This is a genomic window from Amycolatopsis sp. NPDC047767 (assembly GCF_040704195.1).
Classification (GTDB): domain Bacteria; phylum Actinomycetota; class Actinomycetes; order Mycobacteriales; family Pseudonocardiaceae; genus Amycolatopsis.
Window position 1 is genome coordinate 68,423 of the sequence record NZ_JBEYSJ010000031.1, and the last position, 22,821, is coordinate 91,243.

At 71.5% G+C, this 22,821-nt stretch carries 22 protein-coding genes; 13 read left to right on the plus strand and 9 right to left on the minus strand.

The features are described from left to right. Positions 1-27: 27 nt before the first annotated feature. Positions 28-327: a hypothetical protein gene (locus tag AB0878_RS38355; RefSeq protein ID WP_285969303.1), complete on the minus strand. Its 300-nt coding sequence runs from the start codon at positions 325-327 to the stop codon at positions 28-30. A gap of 21 nt (positions 328-348) precedes the next feature. Beyond that, on the minus strand, positions 349-693 hold the full coding sequence (locus tag AB0878_RS38360) for a WXG100 family type VII secretion target (protein ID WP_326569543.1): 345 nt from the start codon (positions 691-693) through the stop codon (positions 349-351). Between the two features lie 225 nt (positions 694-918). Between AB0878_RS38360 and AB0878_RS38365 the strand changes: the two genes are divergently transcribed. The 3 genes from AB0878_RS38365 to AB0878_RS38375 are packed head-to-tail and all read left to right on the plus strand — an operon-like array spanning position 919 to position 3,788. Then, positions 919-1,878 (plus strand): hypothetical protein, encoded by a 960-nt coding sequence (locus AB0878_RS38365; protein ID WP_366585851.1) that lies wholly within the window; start codon positions 919-921, stop codon positions 1,876-1,878. Between the two features lie 54 nt (positions 1,879-1,932). After that, positions 1,933-3,399 carry a long-chain fatty acid--CoA ligase gene (locus AB0878_RS38370; RefSeq protein ID WP_366585853.1) on the plus strand — a complete coding sequence of 489 codons (1,467 nt, stop codon included), beginning with the start codon at positions 1,933-1,935 and terminating at the stop codon, positions 3,397-3,399. A gap of 17 nt (positions 3,400-3,416) precedes the next feature. Continuing rightward, complete coding sequence (locus AB0878_RS38375; RefSeq protein WP_366585855.1) at positions 3,417-3,788, plus strand: hypothetical protein; 372 nt, start codon at positions 3,417-3,419, stop codon at positions 3,786-3,788. A 7-nt stretch (positions 3,789-3,795) separates the two neighbouring features. On the opposite strand, the gene AB0878_RS38380 is transcribed toward AB0878_RS38375, so the two are convergent. Both AB0878_RS38380 and AB0878_RS38385 read right to left on the minus strand, forming a co-directional pair. Next, on the minus strand, positions 3,796-4,275 hold the full coding sequence (locus tag AB0878_RS38380) for a hypothetical protein (protein ID WP_366585857.1): 480 nt from the start codon (positions 4,273-4,275) through the stop codon (positions 3,796-3,798). Between the two features lie 88 nt (positions 4,276-4,363). After that, the gene (locus AB0878_RS38385) at positions 4,364-5,068 is read right to left on the minus strand and encodes a trypsin-like serine protease (RefSeq protein WP_366585859.1); all 705 of its coding nucleotides are present in this window, start codon (positions 5,066-5,068) and stop codon (positions 4,364-4,366) included. A gap of 529 nt (positions 5,069-5,597) precedes the next feature. Between AB0878_RS38385 and AB0878_RS38390 the strand changes: the two genes are divergently transcribed. Continuing rightward, positions 5,598-6,005 (plus strand): DUF6086 family protein, encoded by a 408-nt coding sequence (locus AB0878_RS38390; protein ID WP_366585861.1) that lies wholly within the window; start codon positions 5,598-5,600, stop codon positions 6,003-6,005. A 40-nt stretch (positions 6,006-6,045) separates the two neighbouring features. On the opposite strand, the gene eccCa is transcribed toward AB0878_RS38390, so the two are convergent. After that, on the minus strand, positions 6,046-9,999 hold the full coding sequence (gene eccCa, locus AB0878_RS38395; protein ID WP_366585863.1) for a type VII secretion protein EccCa: 3,954 nt from the start codon (positions 9,997-9,999) through the stop codon (positions 6,046-6,048). 135 nt (positions 10,000-10,134) lie between these two features. Between eccCa and AB0878_RS38400 the strand changes: the two genes are divergently transcribed. The 6 genes from AB0878_RS38400 to eccD are packed head-to-tail and all read left to right on the plus strand — an operon-like array spanning position 10,135 to position 15,615. Next, positions 10,135-10,911, plus strand: a complete 777-nt coding sequence (locus AB0878_RS38400; protein ID WP_366585865.1) for a WXG100 family type VII secretion target — start codon at positions 10,135-10,137, stop codon at positions 10,909-10,911. Positions 10,912-10,939: 28 nt separating this feature from the next. After that, positions 10,940-12,043 (plus strand): hypothetical protein, encoded by a 1,104-nt coding sequence (locus AB0878_RS38405; RefSeq protein ID WP_366585867.1) that lies wholly within the window; start codon positions 10,940-10,942, stop codon positions 12,041-12,043. 3 nt (positions 12,044-12,046) lie between these two features. Beyond that, entirely contained in the window at positions 12,047-13,399 is a 1,353-nt protein-coding gene (locus AB0878_RS38410) for a hypothetical protein (protein ID WP_366585869.1), read from the plus strand. A gap of 7 nt (positions 13,400-13,406) precedes the next feature. Then, a complete protein-coding gene (locus AB0878_RS38415; protein ID WP_366585871.1) occupies positions 13,407-13,919 on the plus strand; it encodes a hypothetical protein in 513 nt (170 codons plus the stop codon). Further along, complete coding sequence (locus AB0878_RS38420) at positions 13,916-14,239, plus strand: YbaB/EbfC family nucleoid-associated protein (RefSeq protein WP_366585873.1); 324 nt, start codon at positions 13,916-13,918, stop codon at positions 14,237-14,239. The genes AB0878_RS38415 and AB0878_RS38420 overlap by 4 nt, the downstream gene beginning before the upstream one ends. Continuing rightward, positions 14,236-15,615 (plus strand): type VII secretion integral membrane protein EccD, encoded by a 1,380-nt coding sequence (eccD, locus tag AB0878_RS38425; protein ID WP_366585875.1) that lies wholly within the window; start codon positions 14,236-14,238, stop codon positions 15,613-15,615. Before AB0878_RS38420 ends, eccD begins: the two co-directional genes overlap by 4 nt. Here the strand turns inward: eccD and AB0878_RS38430 are convergent. From AB0878_RS38430 to AB0878_RS38440, 3 genes are all read right to left on the minus strand, one after another. After that, positions 15,612-16,403: an SAM-dependent methyltransferase gene (locus AB0878_RS38430; protein WP_366585877.1), complete on the minus strand. Its 792-nt coding sequence runs from the start codon at positions 16,401-16,403 to the stop codon at positions 15,612-15,614. The two genes, eccD and AB0878_RS38430, sit on opposite strands and share 4 nt — an antisense overlap. 13 nt (positions 16,404-16,416) lie before the next feature. Then, a complete protein-coding gene (locus tag AB0878_RS38435) occupies positions 16,417-17,118 on the minus strand; it encodes a GNAT family N-acetyltransferase (protein ID WP_366585879.1) in 702 nt (233 codons plus the stop codon). Between the two features lie 90 nt (positions 17,119-17,208). Continuing rightward, entirely contained in the window at positions 17,209-18,297 is a 1,089-nt protein-coding gene (locus tag AB0878_RS38440) for a type VII secretion protein EccE (RefSeq protein ID WP_366585925.1), read from the minus strand. A 146-nt stretch (positions 18,298-18,443) separates the two neighbouring features. On the opposite strand from AB0878_RS38440, the gene eccB reads away from it, so the two are divergent. The 3 genes from eccB to AB0878_RS38455 all read left to right on the plus strand — a co-directional run bounded on the left by eccB (position 18,444) and on the right by AB0878_RS38455 (position 21,512). Next, entirely contained in the window at positions 18,444-19,862 is a 1,419-nt protein-coding gene (gene eccB, locus AB0878_RS38445; RefSeq protein WP_366585881.1) for a type VII secretion protein EccB, read from the plus strand. 14 nt (positions 19,863-19,876) lie between these two features. Continuing rightward, positions 19,877-20,560: a response regulator transcription factor gene (locus AB0878_RS38450; RefSeq protein ID WP_366585883.1), complete on the plus strand. Its 684-nt coding sequence runs from the start codon at positions 19,877-19,879 to the stop codon at positions 20,558-20,560. Positions 20,561-20,894: 334 nt separating this feature from the next. Beyond that, positions 20,895-21,512: a response regulator transcription factor gene (locus tag AB0878_RS38455; protein WP_366585927.1), complete on the plus strand. Its 618-nt coding sequence runs from the start codon at positions 20,895-20,897 to the stop codon at positions 21,510-21,512. Positions 21,513-22,012: 500 nt separating this feature from the next. On the opposite strand, the gene AB0878_RS38460 is transcribed toward AB0878_RS38455, so the two are convergent. Next, entirely contained in the window at positions 22,013-22,807 is a 795-nt protein-coding gene (locus tag AB0878_RS38460; RefSeq protein ID WP_366585929.1) for a carbon-nitrogen hydrolase family protein, read from the minus strand. Positions 22,808-22,821: the final 14 nt, after the last annotated feature.

Below are 22,821 nucleotides of genomic sequence, written 5' to 3' on the forward strand. Positions count from 1 at the left end.
CACCGGCCGACCGACGTCGGGAGCGGATCAGGCGAACAGACCCTGGTTGCGGTTCTCCAGCTGCGACTGCAGGTCGTGGGCGTCGCCCACCTTGCCGCCGAACTGCGCGATGATCGCGACGATGTCGGCGGTGGCCTGCCGCAGCCGCGTCTCGGCCTGGCGGGCGGCCTCACCGGCGGAGCTGCCGGAGGCGTACCACGTCGCCGTGATCGGCTGGAGGTTCTGGTGCAGCTGCTCCAGCTGCGAGGTCAGTGCCTTGGCCTTGGCGGCCAGCGACGCCGAGCTGTACTGCAGCGCGGCGAAGTTGATTTCGACGACGTCAGCCATCTTGCCGGTCCTCTCCGTGACTCAAAGGTTGAGGCGAGGGATCACCGAAGCGCCCTCGAGGTTGTGGCCGACGCTCTGGAAGCTCTGGTGCACGTCCGAGTCGCCGGTGTTGTAGTTCGTGTGGCTCGTGTGCACGAGCTGCGACATGGTGTCGAGCTCCTTCACCGCGGCCTGCATCTTCTCCTGGAGCCGGCGCTGCAGGTCCCAGAACGCCACGGCCTGGTCGCCCTTGTAGTTGCGCAGAGTCTCGGTGAGCTCCGACTCCAAGCTGGCCATGGTCGTCTTCGCGTTCGACGCGGTTTCCTCGAAGCCCTGGACGGCGCGCGTCATCGCAGCGGAATCTGCCTGGAATCCCGGACTGGACATGACGGGCCACCTCCTTCCCTCTCGCGGAAGATCCCGGTGCGCGAGAGGCTTGCCCCTGCCCGCGCGTTGTGAATGTCACGCTAGAAAACCCGGAGGTGTGGTCAAACGGCACAACTGCCGGTCGCTTTGACGGCACTATTACCTACACGGGGTGGGGCGCGCCCCACCGCGGGGACGGGGGCGCTCTCCAGTGCCCTTTCCCGCCGGTCTCGCGACCCTGAAGGCATGACGACTGGGGGAATTTCACTCGCTCGGCTGCACCGGCCGCTCGTGGTGCTCGCGGGGGCGATGGCGCTGCTGCTCGTGGTGTCGGCACTGGGGCTGGTGTTCGATGATCGCACGCTCGTCAACGCGCCGCTGTGGGCCAAACCGTTCAAGTTCTCGGTGTCGGTGGGCATGTACGCGCTGACGCTGGCGTGGCTGCTCACGCTGCTGCGGCGCGGCCGGCGGGCCGGGTGGTGGATCGGCACGGTGTTCGCCGTCGGCATCGGGATGGACATGACGCTGCTGGTGTGGCAGGTCGTGGTCCGCGACCGGACGCTGCACTTCAACCGCGCGACCCCGGCCGACGTGACGATCAACAACATCGTGGCCACCGGCGCGTTCACGGCGTGGGGCGCGACGGCCGCCGTGGTCGTGCTGCTGCTGTTCCAGAAGCTGCCGGACCGGGCGCTCGCGTCGGCGCTGCGGTGGGGGACGGCGGTCGCGGCCGTGGGGATGGGCTTGGCGTTGCTGATGTTCTCGGCGACGCCGGAGCAGAAGACGATGTACGCGGCCGGGGAGCGGCCGTCGACGTTCGGCGGGCACACGGTCGGTCTCGCGGACGGCGGGCCGGGGCTGCCGCTGCTCGGCTGGAGCACGGTGGGTGGCGATCTGCGGATCCCGCACTTCGTGGGCATCCACGCGATTCAGGCATTGCCGCTCGTCGCGCTGGCCCTCGTGGCGCTCGCGCGGCGGTATCCCGTGCTGTCGTCGGACCTCGTGCGCCGGCGGCTGGTGCGGACCGCGGTCGTCGGCTACGCGGGGGTGCTGGCTCTGGTGACGTGGCAGGCGTTGCGCGGCCAGTCGATCGTCCGGCCGGACTTCTGGACGCTGTCCGCGACGGCGGGGCTGATCGTGGTGGTGGCGGCGGGAGTGGCGCTGTCGCTGCGTTCACCGAGAGTGCATGCTCTGACGGAATTCTGAGATCTTCCGGGTAGGGATGGTCCTGCGTTTCCGGCTCGGACGAGGGATGGTGCGATGGTCTACCCGCAGGCGGTGCTCGACGCGCTCAGCTCCGAGCCGGACGCGGTGGCGTTCGAGCACGGCCCGCGGAAGGTCACGCGGGGTGAGGCGCGCGACCTGATCGGCCGCTTCGTCGCCGCCCTGCGGGGCGCGGGCGTCTCGCGCGGTGACGGCGTCGGGGTCGCCACCGCCGTGACGCCGGAGGGGTGGGCCGCGCAGATCGCCGCGCAGACGCTGGGGTGCCGCACCGTCGGCATCCGCGCGGGCCTGCCGGTCGCGCACCTGCGGACGGTGGTGGGCGACCTGGCGGCGGTCGTCGTCGACGAGGCGTCGGAGACACCGGAACTGCGCGCGACGGCCGCGGGGGCGAAGATCCTGCGGGTCGGGCCGGAACTGCTGTCGGTCTTCGAGGAACCCGTGCCCGCCGGGCGGCCTTCGGACATCGGCTGGGTCGTGTTCACCAGCGGCAGCACGGGCTTGCCGAAGGGCGTGACGTACAGCTTCGCGGCGTTGACGGCACAGGGCATCGAGCAGCGCCCGGAGGAGAGCCCCGCGGACCTGGCGGCGCGCTATCGGCGGTTCCTGCTGTTCGGCACCTTGACGAGCGCGGTGATGATCACGCACCTGCGGTCCTGCCTGCTGGCGGGCGGAACGGTGGTGATTCCCGCGCAGCTCCCCGATTTCCCGTGGATCCTGCCGCGGCTGGACATCACGGCGGCCCTGACGACGGTGCCGCGGCTGTACAAGATCCTCGACGTACTGCGGACCACTCCGGTGGATCTCAGCTCCGTGCGGATGCTGGTCGTGGCCGGCTCGCCCGTCGCGCCGGGCTTGATGGCGGAGGCGTTTTCCCGCGTGGGGCCGGGAATGCAGCAGGCGTACGGCCAGACCGAGGTGGGCAAGCTGACCGTGCTGACCCCCGCGGACGTCGCCGCGTTCCCGGACGCGCTGGTCTCCGCCGGCCGCCCCTGCGCCGGCGTGGAGCTCTCCGTCCGCGACTCTTCGGGGACCACCGTCGCGCGCGGCGCTTCGGGCGAGATCTACGTCCGCTCGGCCGGCCAGTTCTCCGGATATTGGGGCAATCCATCGCAGACGGCCTCGGTGTTGCAGGACGGCTGGGTCCGCACGCAGGACATCGGCCACGTCGACGCTTCCGGCTTCCTCTACCTGACCGGCCGCACCCGGGACGTCGTGATCGTCAACGCGGTCATCCATTACACCGGTCCGATCGAACGCGCTCTGGCCTCGCACGCCGACGTGGACCAGGCCTACGTCGTCGCGGCCCCCAACCCCGCCACCGGCGAAGCGGCGCACGCTTTCGTGGTGCCGGCTCCGGGTCGAGTTCCGGACGTGGCTGCTTTGCGCGCCGTGATCGCCGGTTTCGTCGGCGAGGAGGCAGCGCTGGTGAAGGTGATCGACGAGGTACCGGTGGCCGCTTCGGGGAAGCCGGACAAGGCGGCGTTGCTGGGGCTGCTGGATTGACGGCTACCATCGTGTGCTTGAGCGACGAACCGAAGACGTTGTGGTCCAGTGACCGAGGTCTTCAGCTGTGGCGCTACGGGGTCGGCCACTTGCAGCTGTCCTTGCGGACTCCGTGGTCGGACGACTACCCGGACGTCGTTCGACTGGCGTTCTCCAGTGTTCTGAGAGTCGAGTTGTCGACGCACTACCGCGGTCCGGTCCGGCTCCTGTTGGTTGATCGGCACGGGCCTTACCCGGAAGCATTGAGCAGGCCCGCGAAGCTCGTGGAGATCCGCGGCGCCGACGCCGAGGGCTTTCTGGCGGCGGGCACGATGCGGATCACGCGCGAGACGCGCGAGGGCACAGTGCTCGAGGTCCTCGTGTCGGAGAACATGTCGTCGGAGTGGTAGCGACCGTTCAGGGCCGACCGAAGACTGTTCGGAGGGCCGCGACGTCGGCGAGATCGTGGGGGCGGGGTTCGTAGCCCTCGTGGAAGGCGAGTTGCTGCTCCACCGACAGACACGGCACGGTGACGCCGCCGATTGCCCCGGTGACGAAGCAGTCCGCCGGATAGCGGAAAAGGCCGCCGGAGGAGTCGGCGGCCTGGGTGGCGGAGCCGTCGGGCTCGAAGTGCAGCGGGTGCAGGTCGAGAGAAGCGCCGTCGGGGCGGGTGAGGACGAAGCGGACCGGGCGGAAGTCGTCGGATTCGGTGAAGTCGTGCAGTGCCGCGAGAACCGTGGGCTCCTCCTCGGCGCGGTGCAGCAGGTCCAGGTCCGAATGCGCGCGGGTTTCGCGGCCCAGCAACGCATCGACGCCCCAGCCGCTGGCGATCCAGGCGTGGCAGCCGGCGGCGCGCAGACGGGACAACACGTCCAAGGCGATCTCGGCGGTGAGCACGGAACCGAGTGTGCCGAACCGGCCCGGCCGGCGCATCGCAATAACGAGCCGCCCGCCACAGGATGCGGCGGGCGGCTCGGCACGGGAATCAGACGCCCGCGGTCTGCTTGATCCAGTCGCGGCTCGCGGCGACGCTGGCGTAGTTCTGGGTGCCGTTCTTGTCGCTGCCCGAGTTCTCACCGGTGGAGCACACGCCGACCTGGACGCCGTCGGCAAGCTGCGGGCCGCCGGAGTCGCCGTGCCAGGAGGCGCCCGTGACGCCCCCGCTGGTGATGGCCGTGCCGTTGAACGCGTCGGTGCCCTGGCCCGTGACCTTGACGTCCGCGGTCTTCAGCGTGTCCGACGGCGGCTTGTTGCCCTCGGTGCGGCCCCAGCCGTAGATCTGGTTGGTGGCGCCGGTTTCCGGGTCGGCGTCGCCGAGCTTCATGAACGTCGCGTCCACCGCGGACGACAGGTGCAGCAGCGCGATGTCCCCGTTGGGCGAGGCCTTCTGCTGGTCCACGGCGGCCTCGGTGCCCTGGCCCAGCGCGACGTTGCCGACCTTCACGTGCATGCCGGGGGCGTTCAGGCAGTGCTGCGCGGTGAGCACCCATTGCGAGGCGATGATCGTGCCGGAGCACTCGAACCCACCGAAGTCCGTTGCGTCGTCCCAGAAAACCTGCGCACCCCACGGCGCCGAGTCCACGGTCTCGCCGCCGATGATCCGCGGCCCGGCGCTCGCCGCCCCCGCCGACACCACGCCGAACACCGCGGCCGCCCCCGCCACCACGGCCACTGCCTTCGCGAAACGCATGTGTGAGCCCCTCCGGTCGATGAAATGTTTTCACCAACGTAGGTGGCATGTGGAAACTTGATAACCTACTTCCGTCGGGTCTCGGACCGACGGAAGTAGGGTGCCGGGCCGCGTCGGGAACGTGGGGAATCGCGGTTGTGCCGGGCCGTATCGTTGATCTGGTCGAGGGTGTGTTGCTCGGGGGGTCATGGTGAGTGGGTTTCGTTGGCCGGACTGGCTGCCTTGGCCACGGCGGCCGAATATGGACGCGGTCGTCGAACCGGTGCTCTGGCGGTCGATCAAGGTCTCCGCCGAAGCGCGGGCTTGGCCTTCCTCTCGGACGAGGCCGAACGCCACTTCTCCGCACGAGGCTGGGACCTGGCCCGCCGACTGCGGCTCGAACTCGACGAAAACTGGGACGTGACCTACTCCAGCGGCTCACCCCATGGCGAAGTCGCAATCCGGCACCCGCCGGCGCCCTCCTGACGCCGCGCTGATGCGCCTCCTGTACTCGAATTCCTGAAGCAGAAGCCGTCGGCGGACTGACGTAATGGCCGCGGCCCTGGAGGCCACCATCCACTTGGAGTTCCCGCAAATGAGCTACATCTTTTTCGTCGGTGACGAGGAGGTCTGGAGCCCCGCGCTGCAGATCGGCAAGTTTTTCATGAATATGGCCGAGACGCTCGCGGCGAACGAGAACCTCGACCTCGAGGCGGCCGGCTTCGGGATGTGTGCGAACGACTTCTGGAGTATCGACCCGCCGGCGTTGGCGTTGTTCGTCCAGCGGCTGTTGGCGAGTTCGGTGGTCGCGAATCGCATGTACCGTGAGCTCACTCGGGGGTTTCTCGGGGTCTGCCTCGTGATGCTCGACCGAGCGGGAGTGCCGTTCGAGCCCGCCGACGAGGTCCAGCGCGAGTTGCTCGATCTCCGCGACGCGCTGGCCGGTCCGGTGATGTGACGGAAGTCTGCCTCGGGCTCGGGCAGGGCCGGCTCCAACCCTAGGACTCCACTGGTTTCGTCCACGCCACCTGCACCAACCCGGTCCCATGCCGACGCGACACCAGCGTCCCCCGGCCCGGGGGCTGGGGTGAAGGCTTCACGTCACCCAGCAACGGGCCCTCCTCCTTCGTGCCCGACATGATCAGGCCCGGCGACCCCAGCTCCCGCACCCGCTGCAACACCGGCTCGTAAAGACCCCGCCCAGCCCCACCCGAAGCGCGGGCGATGATCAGGTGCAGCCCGATATCCCGAGCCTGCGGCAAAAACTCCAGCAGCGGCAACAGCGGATTCTTCCCAGCCGTGGCCACGAGTTCGTAGTCGTCGATCAACACATACAGATCCGGCCCCCGCCACCAAGACCGCGAGCGCAGCTGCTCTGGCGTCACGTCCGGGCCCGGCAGCCGGTTCCGCATCGCCGTGGCGCATTGGCCCACCAGGTCCGTCAAGGTGTTCTCCGCACCGGCGTAGCCGAGCAGGTGCGGCTGATCAACGGCGCCCAGCAGGCCACGCCGGTAGTCGCCCACCAGGATCAGGGCCTGGTCGGGGGAGAAGGCGGTGGAGATGCCCGAAGCCAGAGCCCGCAAGAGAGAACTCTTGCCCGACTCCACGTCGCCGAAGGCCAGGAAGTGGGGGTCCGCGGCGAAGTCCAGCTCGACCGGGCGCAGGGTCGACTCCGCGATGCCCAGGACGACTCGCCCGGAAGCCGCCGAGGGCAGCGACTCCAGCGGCACCTCCGAAGGCAGCAAACGCACCTGAGGAGCCCGAGAACCAGGCCACGCCGCAGTCACCCGCCGAACCAGATCCAGGCCGCCGGCACCGATCGTCTCCGGGCGTTGGTCGCCGTCGACGCGCGGCAGGGCGGCCAGGAAGTGCAGCTTGTCGGCAGTCAGGCCACGGCCGGGGCGGTCGGCCGGCACATTCAACGCCACCTTCCGGTCGATCGAAGAATCCGCCGGATCACCCAGGCGCAGCTCGAAACGGGTACCGATCGCGTCGCGCAGCTGGGCGCGGACGCCGATCCACTGGTTCACCGTCACGATCACGTGGATGCCGAAACCGAGACCGCGCGCGGCGAGCCCGGTGATCTGTTCCTCCAGCTGCTCGTACTCCTGGCGGATGGTGGTCCAGTTGTCCACGAACAGGAACACGTCGCCGAATTCGCGGCCGTCGGTGCTCTCGACCAACTCAGAGCGCCGCGCGCGGAACGCGGCCATCGACTCCAGACCCTGAGCCGCGAAGAACTCCTCGCGCTGCTCCAGCAACGTCGTCAGCTCGGCCACCACCCGGCGGCACCGCTGGGCATCACGACGGGTGGCGTAGCCCGAGACGTGCGGCAGGCCGGCGATCGGGGCCAGCGCGCCGCCGCCCATGTCCAGGATGAAGAGCTGCACCTCGGCAGGGGTGTGGGTCAACGCGAGCATCGCCGCGATGTCCTTCAGCAAAGTCGACTTGCCGCTTTGCGGTGCGCCCACCACCAACGCATTGCCGGCCGCGCCGGAGAAGTCGGCCCAGAGCATGTCGCGGCGTTGTTCGAAGGGTTTGTCGACCAGGGCGACGGGGATGGTGAGCTTGCCGTTGCCGCCCCAGCCGAGGGGGCACAGGCCGCGGGACGGGTCGTCGCCCAGCGGTGGCAGGAGCTGGTCCAGCGTGGGTGGTTCGGACAACGGCGGCAGCCAGATCTGGTGGGCCTCCGGGCCACGGCCTTCCAGCCGGGAAAGCATCGCGCCGATGATGGTTTCCCCGGTGCCCGTCTCGGCCGTCTCGGCCACGGGAACCGGCGCCGCCAAGGGCACCTCCACCGCGTCCAAGGTGAACGGCAGCACCCCCACCTGCCGGCCGTCCTCACGCACGATCGTGCTCCGCGGCGGCAGCTCACCCGACACATAAGCGGCCTTGAACCGCGTCAACGTGTCGTTGTCCGACTTCAGATACGCCGAACCCGGCACCGGCGGCAAGTGGTACGCGTCCGCCACCCCGAGCACCGCGCGGCTCTCCGAAGCGGAAAACGTCCGCAGCCCGATCCGGTACGACAGGTGGGAGTCGAGCCCGCGCAGCCGGCCTTCCTCCAGCCGCTGCGAAGCCAGCAGCAGGTGGATCCCCAGCGAACGCCCCAGCCGCCCGATCGCCACGAACAGGTCGATGAACTCGGGCCGCGACGAAAGCAGCTCGGAGAACTCGTCGATGATCACCAGCAGTGACGGCAACGGCTGCAGCGGCACCCCGTCGGCGCGCGCCTTCTCGTAGTCGCGCACCGAGGCGTAGTTGCCGGCCGAGTGCAGGAGTTCCTGACGGCGCAGGAGCTCTCCGTTCAACGCGTCGGCCATGCGGTCGACGAGGGCGAGGTCGTCGGACAGGTTGGTGATCACCGCGCACACGTGCGGCAGCCCGGTCATGCCCGCGAACGTCGCGCCGCCCTTGAAGTCGATCAGCGCCAGGTTCAGCTTCTCCGACGAGTGCGTCACGGCCAGCGCGGTCACGAGCGTGCGCAGCAGCTCGCTCTTGCCCGAACCCGTCGCGCCGATCACGAGACCGTGCGGGCCCATGCCGCCCTCGGCCGACTCCTTGAAGTCCAGTTCCACCGACCGGCCCTCGGGGTTCACGCCGAGCGGGATGCGCAGCCGGTCGCGGGCCGCGCGCGGCGCCCACGTCACGGTCGTGTCGGTGTCGCGCGGGTCGCCGATGCCGAGGAGCCCCGCCAGCCCGAACGTCGCCGACATCGGCTTCTCGCTGACCACGGCCGTGCCCTGGTACAGCGGCGTCAGCGTGCGCGCGAGCGCCTCCGCCGCGCCGCGGTCGAGCTGGTCGGGCGTGCCGAGGAAGCCCAGCCGCGCCTCGGTGCCGCCGTCGAGCACGACCATGCCGAGCTGGTCCGGCGCGACGTGCAGGCTCAGCAGCTGCTCGTTCGACGCCGCACGCGGCTGTTCGCCGCCGACCTCCAGCACGGTGATCCCGAGCCGGCCCTCCTCGGCGAGCAGCCGCGGCTCGCCCTGCGTGCCGCCGCCGTCGACCACGACCACCACGTGCGGCAGGTCCTGCGGCGTGCCCGGCCGGCGCGTGAACGCCGGACGGTCGCCCAGGTCCGGGCCCAGCAGCTCCGCCAGCTCGGCCGGGCCCGAGGCCACGAGCCGGCGCCGGCCCGTCGCGTCGGTCAGAGCGGGCGCGGTGGCGTGCGGCAGCCACTTCGCCCACTCCCAGTCGTGCCGCCGGTCCGGGGCCACGCAGAACGCGACGCGCAGGTCGGTGGGGGAGTGGAACGTCGCCAGCTGCGCCAGCAGCGAACGCGTCATCCCGAGCACGTCCGGGCGCCGGCCCGAAAGCGTCGCCGCTGCGTACGAGCGCAGCGAAAGCGAAACGGGCAAACCCTCCACAGTGGAATACGTGCGGATGAAGTACTTGAGGTTCGTCGACGAGACGGGGTCGAGGTCCTCCAGCGGCACGGTCTGCGGCGCGCGCAGCGGCGTCGCCAGCGGTTGCGGGCCGGTGGCCGCCCGGACCAGCGCGAAGTGCCGGTCGCCGCGGCGACGGTCCCAGTACTGGCCGGTCTCCACGTACGCCCACAGGTCGGCCGGGTCGGGCTGCTGCGCGATGAGCGCCGCGCGCTGCTCGTCGGCGACCGCGCGCACCTTCGTGCGCAGGCCGGCCAGGTATCGCTGGTAGTCGCGGCGCTCCTCGTTGATCTGCGCCTTCTTGGCCATCCCGCCGCGCCCGAGCGACATCACGACCATGCCGCCCATCGCGGTCACGAACAGGGCGCCGAAGATCCAGGTCATGACGCCGCCGTCGCGTCCGATGTAGACGAACGACATCGCGCCCATGCCGAGCATCATCGGCAGGAACATCATGAGCTGGACCAGTCCGCCCGAGCCGCTCTTGGGCAGCATCGGCGGGGACTGCAGCATGATCTCGCCGGGCTGCTCGCCGAGCAGGTCCAGGCGGTCGACCGACGGGCTCATACCCCGTATTTTCGCCACCACCGCGGCCGTCCTGGTGGGTACTTTTGCCGTCCGCTCGCAGCCGGGCACGCTTTTACGCTCTGCCGAGGCCACCCTCGCGGGGGAGGCGGCACGACGCACCCAGGAAGGAGAGCCATGGTCACCGCGGGCGAGTACCGGGCGGAACCCGAGGCCATGCGCTCGATCGTGGGCAACGTCGGCGGCATCGTCGCCCACGGCATCAACGCGGTCGCCGACCTCGAGAAACTCGTGGTCCAGCCGACGTCGTTCGCGGCCTTCGGCAGCGCCGTCGCGGCGGCCAACTCGGCGCTGCAGTCGACCCAGGTCACCGCTGTGCGCACGTTGCTGCAGCTTCTGCAGCAGATCAACGGCCTGGTCAAGACCAGCGCCGACGCCTACCAGGCGGCCGACCAGGCCGCGGCGAGCGGCTACGGCGGCGGCACCTCCACCGTGGCCGCGCCCTCGTCGTCGATCTGGGGCACCCCGCACGCCGGCGAGCTGGCCACCATCGCGATCAACGACAGCGCCGGCGCCCACGGCGAGCCGAGCTCCGTCGGCAACGTGCTGCGCTACCTGGGCGACGCGGACCTCGGCAAGCTGGGCGAGCACCCGATCACCGACGCTCGCTTTCACGGCGTCGCCGACTTCAACGACTGGCTCGCCGGAGACGCCGACAACCAGGCCCGGGTCGGCCTGATCGAGGTCTACTCCGGCACCGCCCGCACCTTCGGCGATGTGCCGGGCGGCGTGCACGCGGGTGACGTCGTGGTGGTCGAACCCCTGCTGTTCGCCGACTCCGGCCCGGTGATCGGCGTGGCCGGCGACGGCGGCGCCCTCTACAACCACGGACTCGTCGACCCCGGCCTCGGCGGCCTGGCCAAGCTCAGCGTCTACCGGCCCGCATCCGTCTGACTCCCGACTCCCGAGCAAGTGAGGTCCGATGCTGACATTCCCGAACTCCAGCGCGATGGACGCCACGGCGTCCTCGGGTGGCCCCATCACCACGCTGCCGCAGATCGTCACCGGGCAGCCGGAGCAGATCGCGAAGCACGTGCTCGACCTGCTGCACAAGGCGAGCGAGTTCGCGTCGCTCTACACCGAGCTGAGCAAGGCGGCCGACCAGCTGGGCAAGGTCTGGTCCGGTGCCGCGTCGGAGACGGCGCTGAAGAAGATCACCGACTCGCTCGACCAGCTCACGAAGATCATCGGGGTGATCGAGAAGGGCGCGCAGCTGCTCGGCGTGTCCGGCACGCTCGTGAAGACGGCGCAGGAGGCCTACCGCTCGGTGGTCTCCGCGGTGAACCCCACCGTCGCGTCGCTCATGTCGAACTGGTGGACCTACGGCGCCGCCGTGGCCCTGTCCACGGCCACGAGCGCTTCGCTCAAGGCGTTCATCACGGCGATCGGCGCGCTGCTCAAGGCACTCGGCGCGGGAGACCTGGCCAACCAGATCACGCAGGTCGCGCAGATCATCGGCGAGATCGAGAAGCTGTTCCACGGCGGTGACGCGGGTTCGGCCGCCGCGGCCGGGGCGACGGGCAACACGGCGGTGTCGAGCACGCCGGTCACGGCTCCGCAGGCGCCGCCGTCGGTGGCGAGCGCGGCCGGGCAGCAGGCGATCGCCGGGGGCACCGGCGGCGGTGTCGGCGGCGGGGCGACCGCGCCGGCCGGGCAGCCGCCGTTCACGAACTACACGCCGCCCGCGCTGGCCGGGACCACGGGAAACACGCCGACCACGCCCGTGACGGCGAACGGCACCCCGCTCGACCCGTCGAACAGCTGGATCGCCGTCGACCCGAGCACCTCGGCTCCGGGCACGGCCCCGAGCACCACGCCGATCACGCCCCCGGCCGGCGGAACCGGCGGCACCGTCAGCCCGATCGCCCCCGCCGGCGCCAACGAGGTCGTGATCCACACCGACCTGTCCACCGGCCAGTCGACGGTCGAGGCGCCCGCGGGCCAGGACCTCGACATCGACCTCGACCTCACCTACAACGGCCAGCACTTCCAGCAGCACGTCGGCATCGACGCGAAGGGCGCCTAGGCCATGGCCGTCGACGCCTCCGGGGTCGTCAGCTCGGTCCTGTCGTCGTATCGGCAGGTGCTCCTCGAGTACCAGCGCCGGGTCACGGGCGACCCGGCCGCGCTGAACACCGCTTCGCAGCAGTGCAGCACGCAGGCGTCGACGGTGTCCGGCAAGGCGACCGAGATCTCCCAGGCGGCCAAGGACCTCCACACCGACTGGGACGGCGCCGCCTACACCGCCTACGCCACGGCCGCGCAGAAGTCCGCCGACGAGCTGACCGAAGACGGCACCAAGCTGGCCGACCAGGCGCAGCGGCTGGCGAAGGCCGCGCAGCTGCTGCAATGGGCGCGGCAGGCACTCGACTCCGTGCTCGCGCAGTTCGACCAGTACGGCGCGCAGCTCACCAGCCAGGCCAAGGCCGCCAACCCCAACGCGGTCGGCGCGTTCATCTCGGCCGCGCGCTCGCTCGGCGAACAGGCCGTCGCGATGGCCAAGCAAGTGGCTGACGAGCTTTCCGAAGCGCTGGAACAGCTTTTCCCGCCCGAGGGCGTCGGCCGGCTGGAACACGAGCTGGGCAAGTGGAGCACGGGCGCGCTGCACTGGCTCAACGGGGAACCGCTCGACGGGCGCAGCCGGCCGCGCACCGTGCCCTCGTGGTTCGGCAACTCCGGCTGGAAAAAGCTCACCTGGGACGGCCTTCAGGGCACCCGCGCGCCGAAGAAGGCCGACACGCCGTTCGGCCAGCCGGAGCCGGAAACCTTGAAGGACAAGGCGTTCAAGAACACCGAGATCACCTACTACAAGACCCAGCACGACCAGGACGGCCTTTCCCCCGAGTACGACGGGAAAATCACCTCCGAGGGCTGGGACGCCAAGGCTTCGGGCCACGCCCAGCTCGCCGCGCTCGACAAGAGCGCGGACGGCAAGCTCGAGTACGGCGTCGCGGAGGCGCAAGGGAAGGCGTCGGTCTTCGCCGGCGGTGAGGTGAGCGGTTCGGCGCAGCTCGGCGCCCACGGGCTGGGGCTGCACGGCAACGCGTTCGTCGGCGGCAAGGTCGAGGGTGAGGTCTCGGCCGACGTCGCCGGTGTCGGGGTCGGCGCCAACGGCACCCTGCAGTACGGCCTCGGCGCGCAGCTCGACGGCCAGGCCGTGTACGACGCGGGGCACATCAAGGTGAACTTCAAGGCGGGCGTCGCGCTCGGCCTCGGCGCGGGCGTGGGGGCGAAGATCGACATCGATCTGCCGAAACTGGGCCACACCATCGGCGAGTACGGCGGCGCGGCGGTCGACGCCGTCGGCAACGCGGCGGGTGAGGCCGCGGACTACGTCGGGCACACGTGGGACGACGCCGTGAACTACGTGGGGTCCTGGTGAAGACACAGTGACAGAACTGCCTTTCGACACCGTCTCGCTCCCGCTGGGTTTCGACGTCCCCGAGGGGTGGACGCCGCTCGACCCGGCGGGGGCGGGCGCGCCGGGTGTCGCGTTCGTCGCGGTGCACCCCGAAGCCGGCTTCACGCCCAACATCACGCTCGGCGTCCGCCAGCGCCCCGATCCGGCGACGCTGGCCGAGATCGCCGACGAGGCCGTGGAACGGCTGGGCCGCACCATGGCGCTGCTCGACGTGGTGAGCCGCCACGACGTCGGCAACGCCGCCGCGCCCGGCCTCACGCAGGTGCTGCGGATGCGCACCGGCGAGGGCACCGACCTGGTGCAGACGCAGGTGCACCTCACCGTGCCGGGCGCCGACGGTCCCATCGGGCGCGTGGTGCTGGAGCTCGTCTTCACGGCCGAACCCGAGGCCGCGCGACGCCTCACCCCCGACTTCCGGAAGTTCGTCGCCAGCGTGCACGTCCGCCGCACCCACCCCGCAGGAGAAGGAGAACAGCTGTGACCGACCCGTACGCCGTGCCGGACATGGACGAGCTGCTGGCGCAGGTCCGCCGGCAGACCGAGGAGGTGCAGCGCATCCAGCGCTCGGTCGAGGCCATGGAGGTCAAGGCGGCTTCACGGCAGAACGAGGTTACGGTGTCGCTGCGCGGCGACGGCCGCTTCACCTCCATCGACATCGACCCGCGCGCGATCCGCGAGTACGACGCGCGCAACCTGTCGGAGATCGTGCTCGAGTCGGTGAACGCGGGCCTGCAGAAGCTGGCCGAGGCGAGCAGTGCGAAGTTCGCCCCGGTGATCGAGGCGTCCAGGTCCGTGCAGTGAGCGCGCCGGCTCTGGCCGGGTCCACCCGGCGCGTGACGATCGTGACGCCGCGCGCCCGCGTCGACGTGGCGTTGCCGCAGCAGAGCACGTTCGCGGAGCTCGTGCCGCAGCTCGTGCGGCTCGCGGGCGCGACGGGCCAGGCCGCGGCGGAGCACCCGGGGTGGGTGCTCTCGCGGCTGGGCGGCGCGCCGCTCGCGCTCGGGCTCACTGTGGCCGCCGCGCAGGTGCGCGACGGTGAGGTGCTGCACCTGACGCCGCGCGAACGTCCCCGCGGACCCCTCCTGTTCGACGACGTCGTGGACTCGATCGCGAGTGTCGGCGACGCCGCGTCCACCGCGTGGGGCCCGCGTATCGCGCGGCGCGCCGGCATCGCGGCGGCCGTGGTGCTGCTGGCGGCTGGTGGGCTGCTGGTGCAGGCGTCGACGGCGGGCAGTGTGCTGGCGCCGATCGCGACGGGGCTGTTGTCGTTGATCCTGCTGCTCGGCGGCGGCGCGTTGAGCCGCGCCTACGGCGATTCCGGCGCGGGTGCGGCCGGTGCGGTGGCGGGGGTGTTCGTCGCGCTGCTGGCGGGGATGTCGATCCTGCCGCCGCACGGCGTGTTCTCGTTGTCGGCCGGCCCGCTGGCCGCCGGTCTGGCCGCGGTGACCGTGTACGGCGTGCTGGCGGCGGTGTCGGTGGCCGACCGGCTGCCGCTTTTCGTGGCCATCACGGGTTCGGCGGGGCTCGGCGCGCTGACGACCGGTGTGGTGCTGCTGTCCGGGGTGAAGCCGGTCGCCGCGGCGGCGGTCGCGGCGGTGCTGGCGACGGCGTTGGCCGCCGTGGCGCCGATGCTCGCGCTGCGCCTGGGCCGGCTGCCGCTGCCGCGGGTGCCGGACGACATGGAATCCTTCCGGGCCAACGAACAGCCGTCGCTCGGGGCGGAGGTCATCGGCCGGACCACGTACGCGCAGATGTTGCTGACCGCCTTGCTCGTGGCTTTGGGCCTCGTCGTGCTGGCTTCGGCGGTGACGCTCGCGGTTTCGGGCGGGCCGTGGGAAGCGGGCCTGGCGGCTTTGGTGGGCGTGGCCTGGGTGCAGCGTTCGCGGTCGTACGCGGGCCGGCTGCAACGCCTGGTACTGGCCGGTTTCGGTGTCGTCACGGTGCTCACGGCCGGCGCGTGGCTGATCGCGACCGACAACCGCACGGTCCTTCTCGCGGCCGGTGCGGCTTTGCTGATCGCCGCCGTGGTCTGCCTGGTGTACGCGACCCGCGTGGCGAAGGGCGTGCGGTCGCCGTACTGGTCGCGGTTGCTGGACGTGTCGGAGTTCCTGGTGTTGCTGGCGCTGGTGCCGTTCGTGGGGATGATCGCGGGGGTGTACGAAGCCGTGCGCGGCTAGGTTGTCGCGGTCACGAAGTGGGTGCGGCCGGGGACGACGCCTCCGGGCTGGGGGTGGAGGCGTCCGTGGTTCGCGTCCGCCGCGCCCGGTGCGGTGAGGTGGTCCGCGTGCCAGCCGCCGGCTTGGAACAGCGCGGCCGGGTCGTCGGAGCCGAACGGCGGCGGGAAGCCGTTGTCGGCGCACCAGTTTCGGTAGGGCTGCATCGCGGGGGAGTCGAGGCCGGTGGTGCCGGTGACGTCGGCGGCGAAGCGGCTGCCCGGTGCGCAGAGTTGTGCCGCGGTCTTCAGCAGTGTGACGATCTGGTCTTCGGTGAGGTAGAAGAACAGGCCTTCGGCGAGCCAGAGGGTTTGTGCGCCGGGTTGGCAGCCCGCGTCGAGCAAGGGTGTCGTCCAGTCGGTGCTGAGGTCGGCGACGACGGTGTGGCGGCGGCACCGCGGGCCGGCTTGAGCGAGCACGGGTTGCTTGGTGGCGAACACTTCCGCACGGTCCACTTCGTACCAGTCGAGTGTGGCCGGCAGGTCCAGCCGGTACGGGCGGGTGTCCAGGCCCGCGCCCAGCAGCACGACCTGTGTCACGTCCCGTGTCGTCGTGGCCAGGTCGTCGAACCAGCGGACGCGGACGGGGATGTACGGGTTCTCGCCGCCGGTGGCGCGTTCGGACGCGGCCATCGTCGTGAAGCCGCGTTCCCCGGCGAGTTCCCGTGCGAAGGGGTCGTCGAAAAGCCGGTCCTCGCGCTCGGACTCGCGAGCCCGCACCGCGGCGATCCAGAACGCGCTGCCCACCGTCATGCCGACAACCTACCTAGGACCACCAGGTGGCCGAGCCGACCGCCGTGAAGCCGAGTGAGTCGTAGAGCGGCTTGCCGGGTTTGGCGGCGGTGAGGGTGACGGTTCGTCCGTCCACTTCGGACAGCACGGTGTGCATGAGCGCCCGGCCGACGCCGCGGGAACGGTGGGCCGGCAGGGTCGTGACCCAGTAGAGGCCGACCGCCGTGCCGTCGTCGATGGCGAGGCAGGCGCCGGCGGGTTCGTCGTCGCGGGTGACGACCCAGGTGGTGACGCCTTCTCGCTTCAGCAGGGCGGGCGGGAAGACCTCGCCGCGGACGTAGGGCTGGTGGCGGCCGAGCGGGAAGCCGTGGACGACCACGTTTTCCACCGTGGCGAGCAGATCCGGAGTGTCGGCGCGGAGGGCGCTGCGCTCGCCGAAGCCGGGGCCGGTGCGGGTCATCACGGGCAGCTGCCGATCGGTGAGGCCGAGGGGAGACATGTCGACAGTGCCGTACGCGTCTTCGACCAGGACTGTCGGCGCGTTCTTCGCCAGCTCGGTGAGCTCGGCGACGTCGTCGGGGCTCGGGGTCGCGGTGCGCAGCACGATCCGCATCCCGCTGCGCTCGCTGCCGTGCACGCACACGAACCCGGGCCGCGTGGTCACGGCGTGGCCGCGGCTCTCGGCGACGATCGTCCAGAAGGCGGCCGCGTTGGCCACCGCGAGGTCCAGCGTCATGCGCCCGACCCTAACCGGCCGGTGGCCCTCTCAGAAGGGCCGATTCGGGGGCCGAACGGAGTGCCAATCGGGCCGGCGCAGGAGCGGGGTTCAGGTCAGCGCGAGCGGCAACGTCCGCCGCACCGCCGCCTCGTGTCCGCCGTGCAGCGGAACGGCCGAAACCCCGTGCACCGCCGGCGTTTCCGCACCCGAGCGGGCGCCGACGCGCAGCGTCACGTCGATGCGTTCGCGCCCGCCCGGGGTGCGGCGCAGGGTGGCGGACGTGGCGGTGAACGCGGCGTCCGCCACGGAGAGGCCGAGGATGCCGGCGAGGCCGCGCGTCGAGCGGGGGCGGTAGCAGGACTGGGTGGCGCCGGCCCAGGACCAGGCGCGCCAGCCGTCGCCGTCGGTTTCCAGGGGCACGGGGGAAGCGGGGACGCCCAGGGCCACGCGAAGTTCCGCGGTCAGCTCGCCGGCTTCGAGCACAGTGGACGGATAGCCCGCCTCGGCCAGCGCGACCATGAGGCTCAGCGCCGCGCTCGCCGTGCTGCGCAGTGCGCCGAGCTCGCCGCCGCCGCGGGCGAGGGCGGCGATGGGGGCGTCTTCGGGGCGGTAGCGGACGGCGAGCCAGCGCGCGCGGTAGACCTGCGTGCCGCGGGGCACGGCCCAGGTGAGCAGCTGCACGGCGGCGAGCGGGATGTCGGTGCCGTGGAACGACTTGCGCAGGATGGCGAGCAGCGCCGCGGCCGGGGGCTCGGCCGCGCCGGGCGTCAGGCGGACGATGGCGCTCCAGTCGCCGTCGACCTCCGCGACGCCGAAGCGGTTGCCGGCGCGGTCCACGTGCTGGCGTACTCGCACGGGCCCGGCGACGCGGTGCAGCGGGTCGGGGCTGTCACGGCGGCTGTCGTGGCGCCGCAGCCGGTAGCCGAGCCACGCGCCGGCCCACGCGGCGAAGTGGCGGCCACCGACGCGCACCGACGTGGTCAGCACCAGCACCGCGGCCACCGCGGCCACGGCGATCCGCGCGGGCTGCGTGACGCCGTCGACGAAGAACACCAGCAGCACCGCGATCGTCGCGATCTCCCACAACGCGGCCTGAAGCGGCCGGACCGGCAGCAGCCAGGGCAGCGCGGCGGCGCCGGCCCGCGAAGGCGGCGTGGTGGTGGCTGCCGGCGCGAGTGGGGCCGGCGGTGCTGACACGGACACGGCGTCCCCTTCCCCGGGCGGTACCGGTAACGCTAGTGCCCCACACACCGGCACGAGGGCGTAAAAATTACCCTCTTCGCCCGCGCCCGCCCGCTCCTACGCTCGCGCCCGGAACAAGGCGTGAGGGAGGCCAGGGCAGCGTGTGGACGCAGCGGGACCAGATCCAGGCCTACCAGTTCCTCCGGCGCCGGCTCGTCTCCGCGCTCGTGGCCGCCGACGCCAACCACCCCGCCTCGCCCAGCCGCCGGCTCGTCCTCGGCACGGTGCTGGGCCTGGCCGCCGCGCTGCTCGTGACGGCCGTGTTCGGCGTGATCGGCCTGCTCAACCCCTCCGGCGGCAAGGACTGGCTGGCCGGCGGGCACGTGATCGTCGAGGAGGGCACGGGCGCGCGGTTCGTGCTCGGCGCCGACGGCGCGGTGCACCCGGTGCTCAACTACGCCTCGGCCCGCCTCCTCGCGGGCGGCAACGGCGCGACGGTGTCCGTGTCCTCCACCGACCTCGGCACCGCCCCGCGCGGCACGGAGATCGGCATCTCCGGCGCCCCCGACTCGCTGCCGGCCACGACCGCACTGGTCTCCGCTCCGTGGACCAGCTGCAGCCGCACAACGCAGGACGCGCCCGCGTCCGCCGAACCCCTCGTGGCGGTGGTCCTCGGCGCGCCGGCCGCGGGAACGGAGCTGCCGCGCGGCTCGGGCGTGATCGTCCGGCTCCCGGCGGGCCCGCGCTACCTCGTCACCGACGGGCGTCGCTACCAGCTCAGCGACGAAGCCGCCGCCGCGCTTCAGTTCGACAGCTACCCGACCATCGCCGTGTCGTCGCGGTGGATCGACACCGTGCCCGCCGGGCGCGACCTCGGCGAGATCGCCCTGCCGGGTGCCGGCGGCCCCGGCCCGCGGGTGGGAGGCGTGAACACCCGCGTGGGCGAGGTCCTCGCCGTGGTCGACGCGATGGCCAGCGCCGGCGACGCCGCTTCGTACTACCTCGTGCACTCCGACGGCCTCGAGCCCGTCGGCCAGACGGAGGCGAGCCTGCTCGTCACCACGCCCGACAACGAACGCGCGTACGACGGCAACCCGGCACCGGTGCGCGTACGCGCGGCCGACGTCGCCGCGGTGCCGAAGGTCGCGGCATCGCGGGCCGGTGGCGCGGACCCCGCCGCCTACCCGGACCGGATCCCCGGCAAGGCCCCGATCACCGGCTCGTCGGTGACGCTGTGCGCGCAGGGCGGCCGGATCTTCGTCTCCGCCGACGTCCCGGTGCCGCCGGGCGGGCGCGCGCTGCCCGTGACGACTCGGCGCGACGCGCGCGTGGCCGACGAGGTGTACGTGCCGCCCTCGGGGGGCGCCGTCGTTTCCGACACGGGCTCCGGCACGACCTACCTGGTCACGGACCTGGGGAGAAAATATCCGGTCGCGACCGCCCCGGCGCTGGCCTCGCTCGGTTACGGTTCCGTGGCCAGGCAAGCGCACGCGAGCGGTCTCCTGGCACTGGTGCCGACGGGACCCGCGCTGGATCCGGCCACGGCCGGGCAGCCGGTGCCGTCGGGTGGAACGGGGTGAGCGAGTCGGTGCACATGACAGAGGAACGGCCACGCGCCGAAGAGACGCAGTCCGCCCGGATCCGGGTGGCGGTGATCGAAGACCACCCGCTCTACCGGCGGTCGGTGGAGCGCGTGCTCGCCGAATCGCCGGACATCGAGCTGGGGGCGGTCGTCGACTCCGTCGCGCGCTTCCACGTGGAACGCCAGCAGCCGGGCTCGGTCGTGCTGCTCGACCTCGGCCTGCCGGGCGTCGCGGGCGCGGCCGCCGTGCTGGAGGTGTGCGAGCTCGGGCACCACGTGCTCGTGGTCTCGGCGCAGGCCGAGTCGGAGCAGGTGCTCGCCGCGATCTCCGCCGGGGCCAAGGGGTTCCTGTCCAAGGACGTGGACGTCGACGAACTGCTGACCGCGATTCGAGCGGTCGCCGAGGGTGGTTCGTACGTGTCGGCCGTGGTCGCCGGGATGATCATCAAGGACAACACCGAACGGCCGGTGGCGCGGCCCGAGATGGAGCTCTCGCCCCGCGAGGAGCAGGTCCTGCGCCTCGTCGCGGCGGGCGAACGGGACATCGACATCGCCGCCATCCTCGACATCGGCGTCCGCACCGTACGCGGCTACCTCGACCGCATCCGCGACAAAACGGGCGAACGCCGCCGCCCGGGCCTCGTGAAGGAAGCCATCCGCCGCGGCCTGGTCGGCGGCGCCGGAAGGACTTCGTGACATGACCGACGCTGGGGGAGGCGCCGCGGAGGTCTCAGCCGGGACCACCCGGGCCACGGAGGGCTCGGCCGCGATCGACCGCGCGACGCACCGCGCGACGGGCGGCTCGGCCGCGACGGACCGTGCCAGGGCGGGTTCGGCCGTGACAGACCGTGCCAGGGCTGGCTCGGCAGGGACGGACCGCGCCACGGAGGGCTCCGCCGGAACGGACCGCGCGACGGGCGGCTCGGCCGTGACGAACCGCACCGGGGCGGGCTCGACCGCGCCCCACGGCACCACGGCGGGCTCGCCCGCGACGGACCGCGGCACGGAGGGTTCGGCCGCTCCCGAGCGGATTCGCGTCGGCGTGATCGAAGACCACCCGCTCTACCGCGACGCCGTCGCGCGCGTGCTGACCGAGGCCCCGGACATCGAACTCGGGGCCGTCGCCGACTCCGTCGCCCGCTTCGCCGTGCAGGACCAGCCCGCCGGCAGCGTCGTCGTCCTCGACCTCAAACTCCGCGGCGTCCAGGACGCGGCCGCCGTCCTGGAGGTCGGCCACATGGGCCACAAGGTCCTCGTCGTCTCCGCCCACGCCGAACAGCCCGAAGTCCTCGGCGCCATGCAGGCCGGCGCCAAGGGCTTCCTCTCCAAGGACGTCGACGGCGACGAGCTGCTGCGCGCCATCCGCACCATCGCCCAGGACAACGCCTACGTCTCACCCACCCTGGCCGGCATGATCATCCAGGACAGCGAAGACCGCCACGCCGGCCCCAAAATCGTCCTGTCCGAACGCGAAAAGCAGGTCCTCCGCCTGGTCGCCGCCGGCGAACGCGACGTCGACGTCGCCGAAATCCTCAACATCAGCGTCCGCACCGTGCGCTCCTACCTCGACCGCATCCGCGACAAAACCGGCGAACGCCGCCGCGCGGGCTTCGTCCGCGTCGCCATCCGCGAGGGCTTACTCCGCTAACCTCATCCGCCCGCCCTCCCCAACGCGGCGTTGGTTGCGCCCAACGCACCGAACGCCACATTGGGGCGCTCCGGCCACCACCCGACGGCCGGCCGCTCACCCAACTCACGCCCCACCTGGGCCGGGTCCACCCTCACCAGCCGCCACCTCGGGTGCGCCGAGCGCACCGAATGCCGCATTGGGTGCGCTCAACGCACCGAATCGCCACATTGGGGCGCTCCGGCCACCACCCAACCGCCACCCGCCTGCCCAACTCACGGGTCGCCCAGGCCGCGCCAACCTCACCAACCGCCGCCCACCCACGCGACGAAACCTGCACCCAGCCCCGCCCCGGCACCCCGATCCGAAGCCTCTTTGCGGCCGGCGAGCCGTTGTCAAGGCACGCTTTCCCGCCTTGACAACGGCTCACCGGCCGTCAACACAATCCAGCTTCGGGGTGCACACCTGACGCAACACGCCCTGCGAGGACCGAAACCCACGAACCCAGGACCGAGAAACCCTCACAACCTCCGATTAGCCAACGCCCCAGTAGCCCCCCGAGCCTTCCCCGCCACCGCCGGATCCAGCTCCACCACCACCATCTCCGCCCCATCCCCCAACTCCACCAACACCCGACCGAACCCATCCGCCACCAGAGAATGCCCAATCCCCGTCGGCGCCTTCGGATTCACCTCGATCCCCGACACGGAGGGATCAGCCTGCCCACACCCCACAACCCAACACCCGGAATCCAACGCCCGAGCCCGCACCAGCACCCGCCACTGATCCAGCTTCCCCTCACCCGCACCCCACGACGTCGGCACCAACACAACGTCCGCGCCATCATCCGCCAACCGACGGAACAGCTCCGGAAACCGCATGTCATAACACGTGGCGACCCCGAACACCGTCCCCTCCGCCTCGAAGGTCACAGGACTGTCCCCGGGCGCCACCGTGTCCGACTCCGCGAACCCGAACGCGTCGTACAAATGGATCTTGTCGTACGACGACCGCACTCCCAGCCCGGTGATCAGCAGCGTGTTCCGCACCCGCCCGTCATCGGCCGGGGTGAACATCCCCGCCACGATCACCACGTCATGCTCCGAAGCGATCGCCGACACCGCCGACGCCCACGCCCCGTCGAGTGGCTGCGCGACCGGCCCCAACGGCCGCCCGAACCGCGCCATCGTCGCTTCCGGGAACACCACGATCCGGGCACCATCAGCCGCCGCGGCCTCGACGCCGGAGCGAACCAGTTTCAGGTTGTCCTCCGGATCGTCGCCCGAGTTCAGCTGGCACAACGCGATCCGCGGCACGGCGTTCTCCCTCA

Coding starts and splice junctions, on each gene's coding strand:
- AB0878_RS38405 (WP_366585867.1), top strand. CDS start 10,940: ATGCTGACATTCCCGAACTCCAGCGCGATGGACGCCACGGCGTCCTCG.
- AB0878_RS38365 (WP_366585851.1), top strand. CDS start 919: ATGACGACTGGGGGAATTTCACTCGCTCGGCTGCACCGGCCGCTCGTG.
- AB0878_RS38400 (WP_366585865.1), top strand. CDS start 10,135: ATGGTCACCGCGGGCGAGTACCGGGCGGAACCCGAGGCCATGCGCTCG.
- AB0878_RS38435 (WP_366585879.1), bottom strand. CDS start 17,118: ATGACGCTGGACCTCGCGGTGGCCAACGCGGCCGCCTTCTGGACGATC.
- AB0878_RS38370 (WP_366585853.1), top strand. CDS start 1,933: ATGGTCTACCCGCAGGCGGTGCTCGACGCGCTCAGCTCCGAGCCGGAC.
- AB0878_RS38360 (WP_326569543.1), bottom strand. CDS start 693: ATGTCCAGTCCGGGATTCCAGGCAGATTCCGCTGCGATGACGCGCGCC.
- AB0878_RS38430 (WP_366585877.1), bottom strand. CDS start 16,403: ATGACGGTGGGCAGCGCGTTCTGGATCGCCGCGGTGCGGGCTCGCGAG.
- AB0878_RS38410 (WP_366585869.1), top strand. CDS start 12,047: ATGGCCGTCGACGCCTCCGGGGTCGTCAGCTCGGTCCTGTCGTCGTAT.
- AB0878_RS38450 (WP_366585883.1), top strand. CDS start 19,877: ATGACAGAGGAACGGCCACGCGCCGAAGAGACGCAGTCCGCCCGGATC.
- eccCa (WP_366585863.1), bottom strand. CDS start 9,999: ATGAGCCCGTCGGTCGACCGCCTGGACCTGCTCGGCGAGCAGCCCGGC.
- AB0878_RS38385 (WP_366585859.1), bottom strand. CDS start 5,068: ATGCGTTTCGCGAAGGCAGTGGCCGTGGTGGCGGGGGCGGCCGCGGTG.
- AB0878_RS38390 (WP_366585861.1), top strand. CDS start 5,598: ATGGCCGCGGCCCTGGAGGCCACCATCCACTTGGAGTTCCCGCAAATG.
- AB0878_RS38355 (WP_285969303.1), bottom strand. CDS start 327: ATGGCTGACGTCGTCGAAATCAACTTCGCCGCGCTGCAGTACAGCTCG.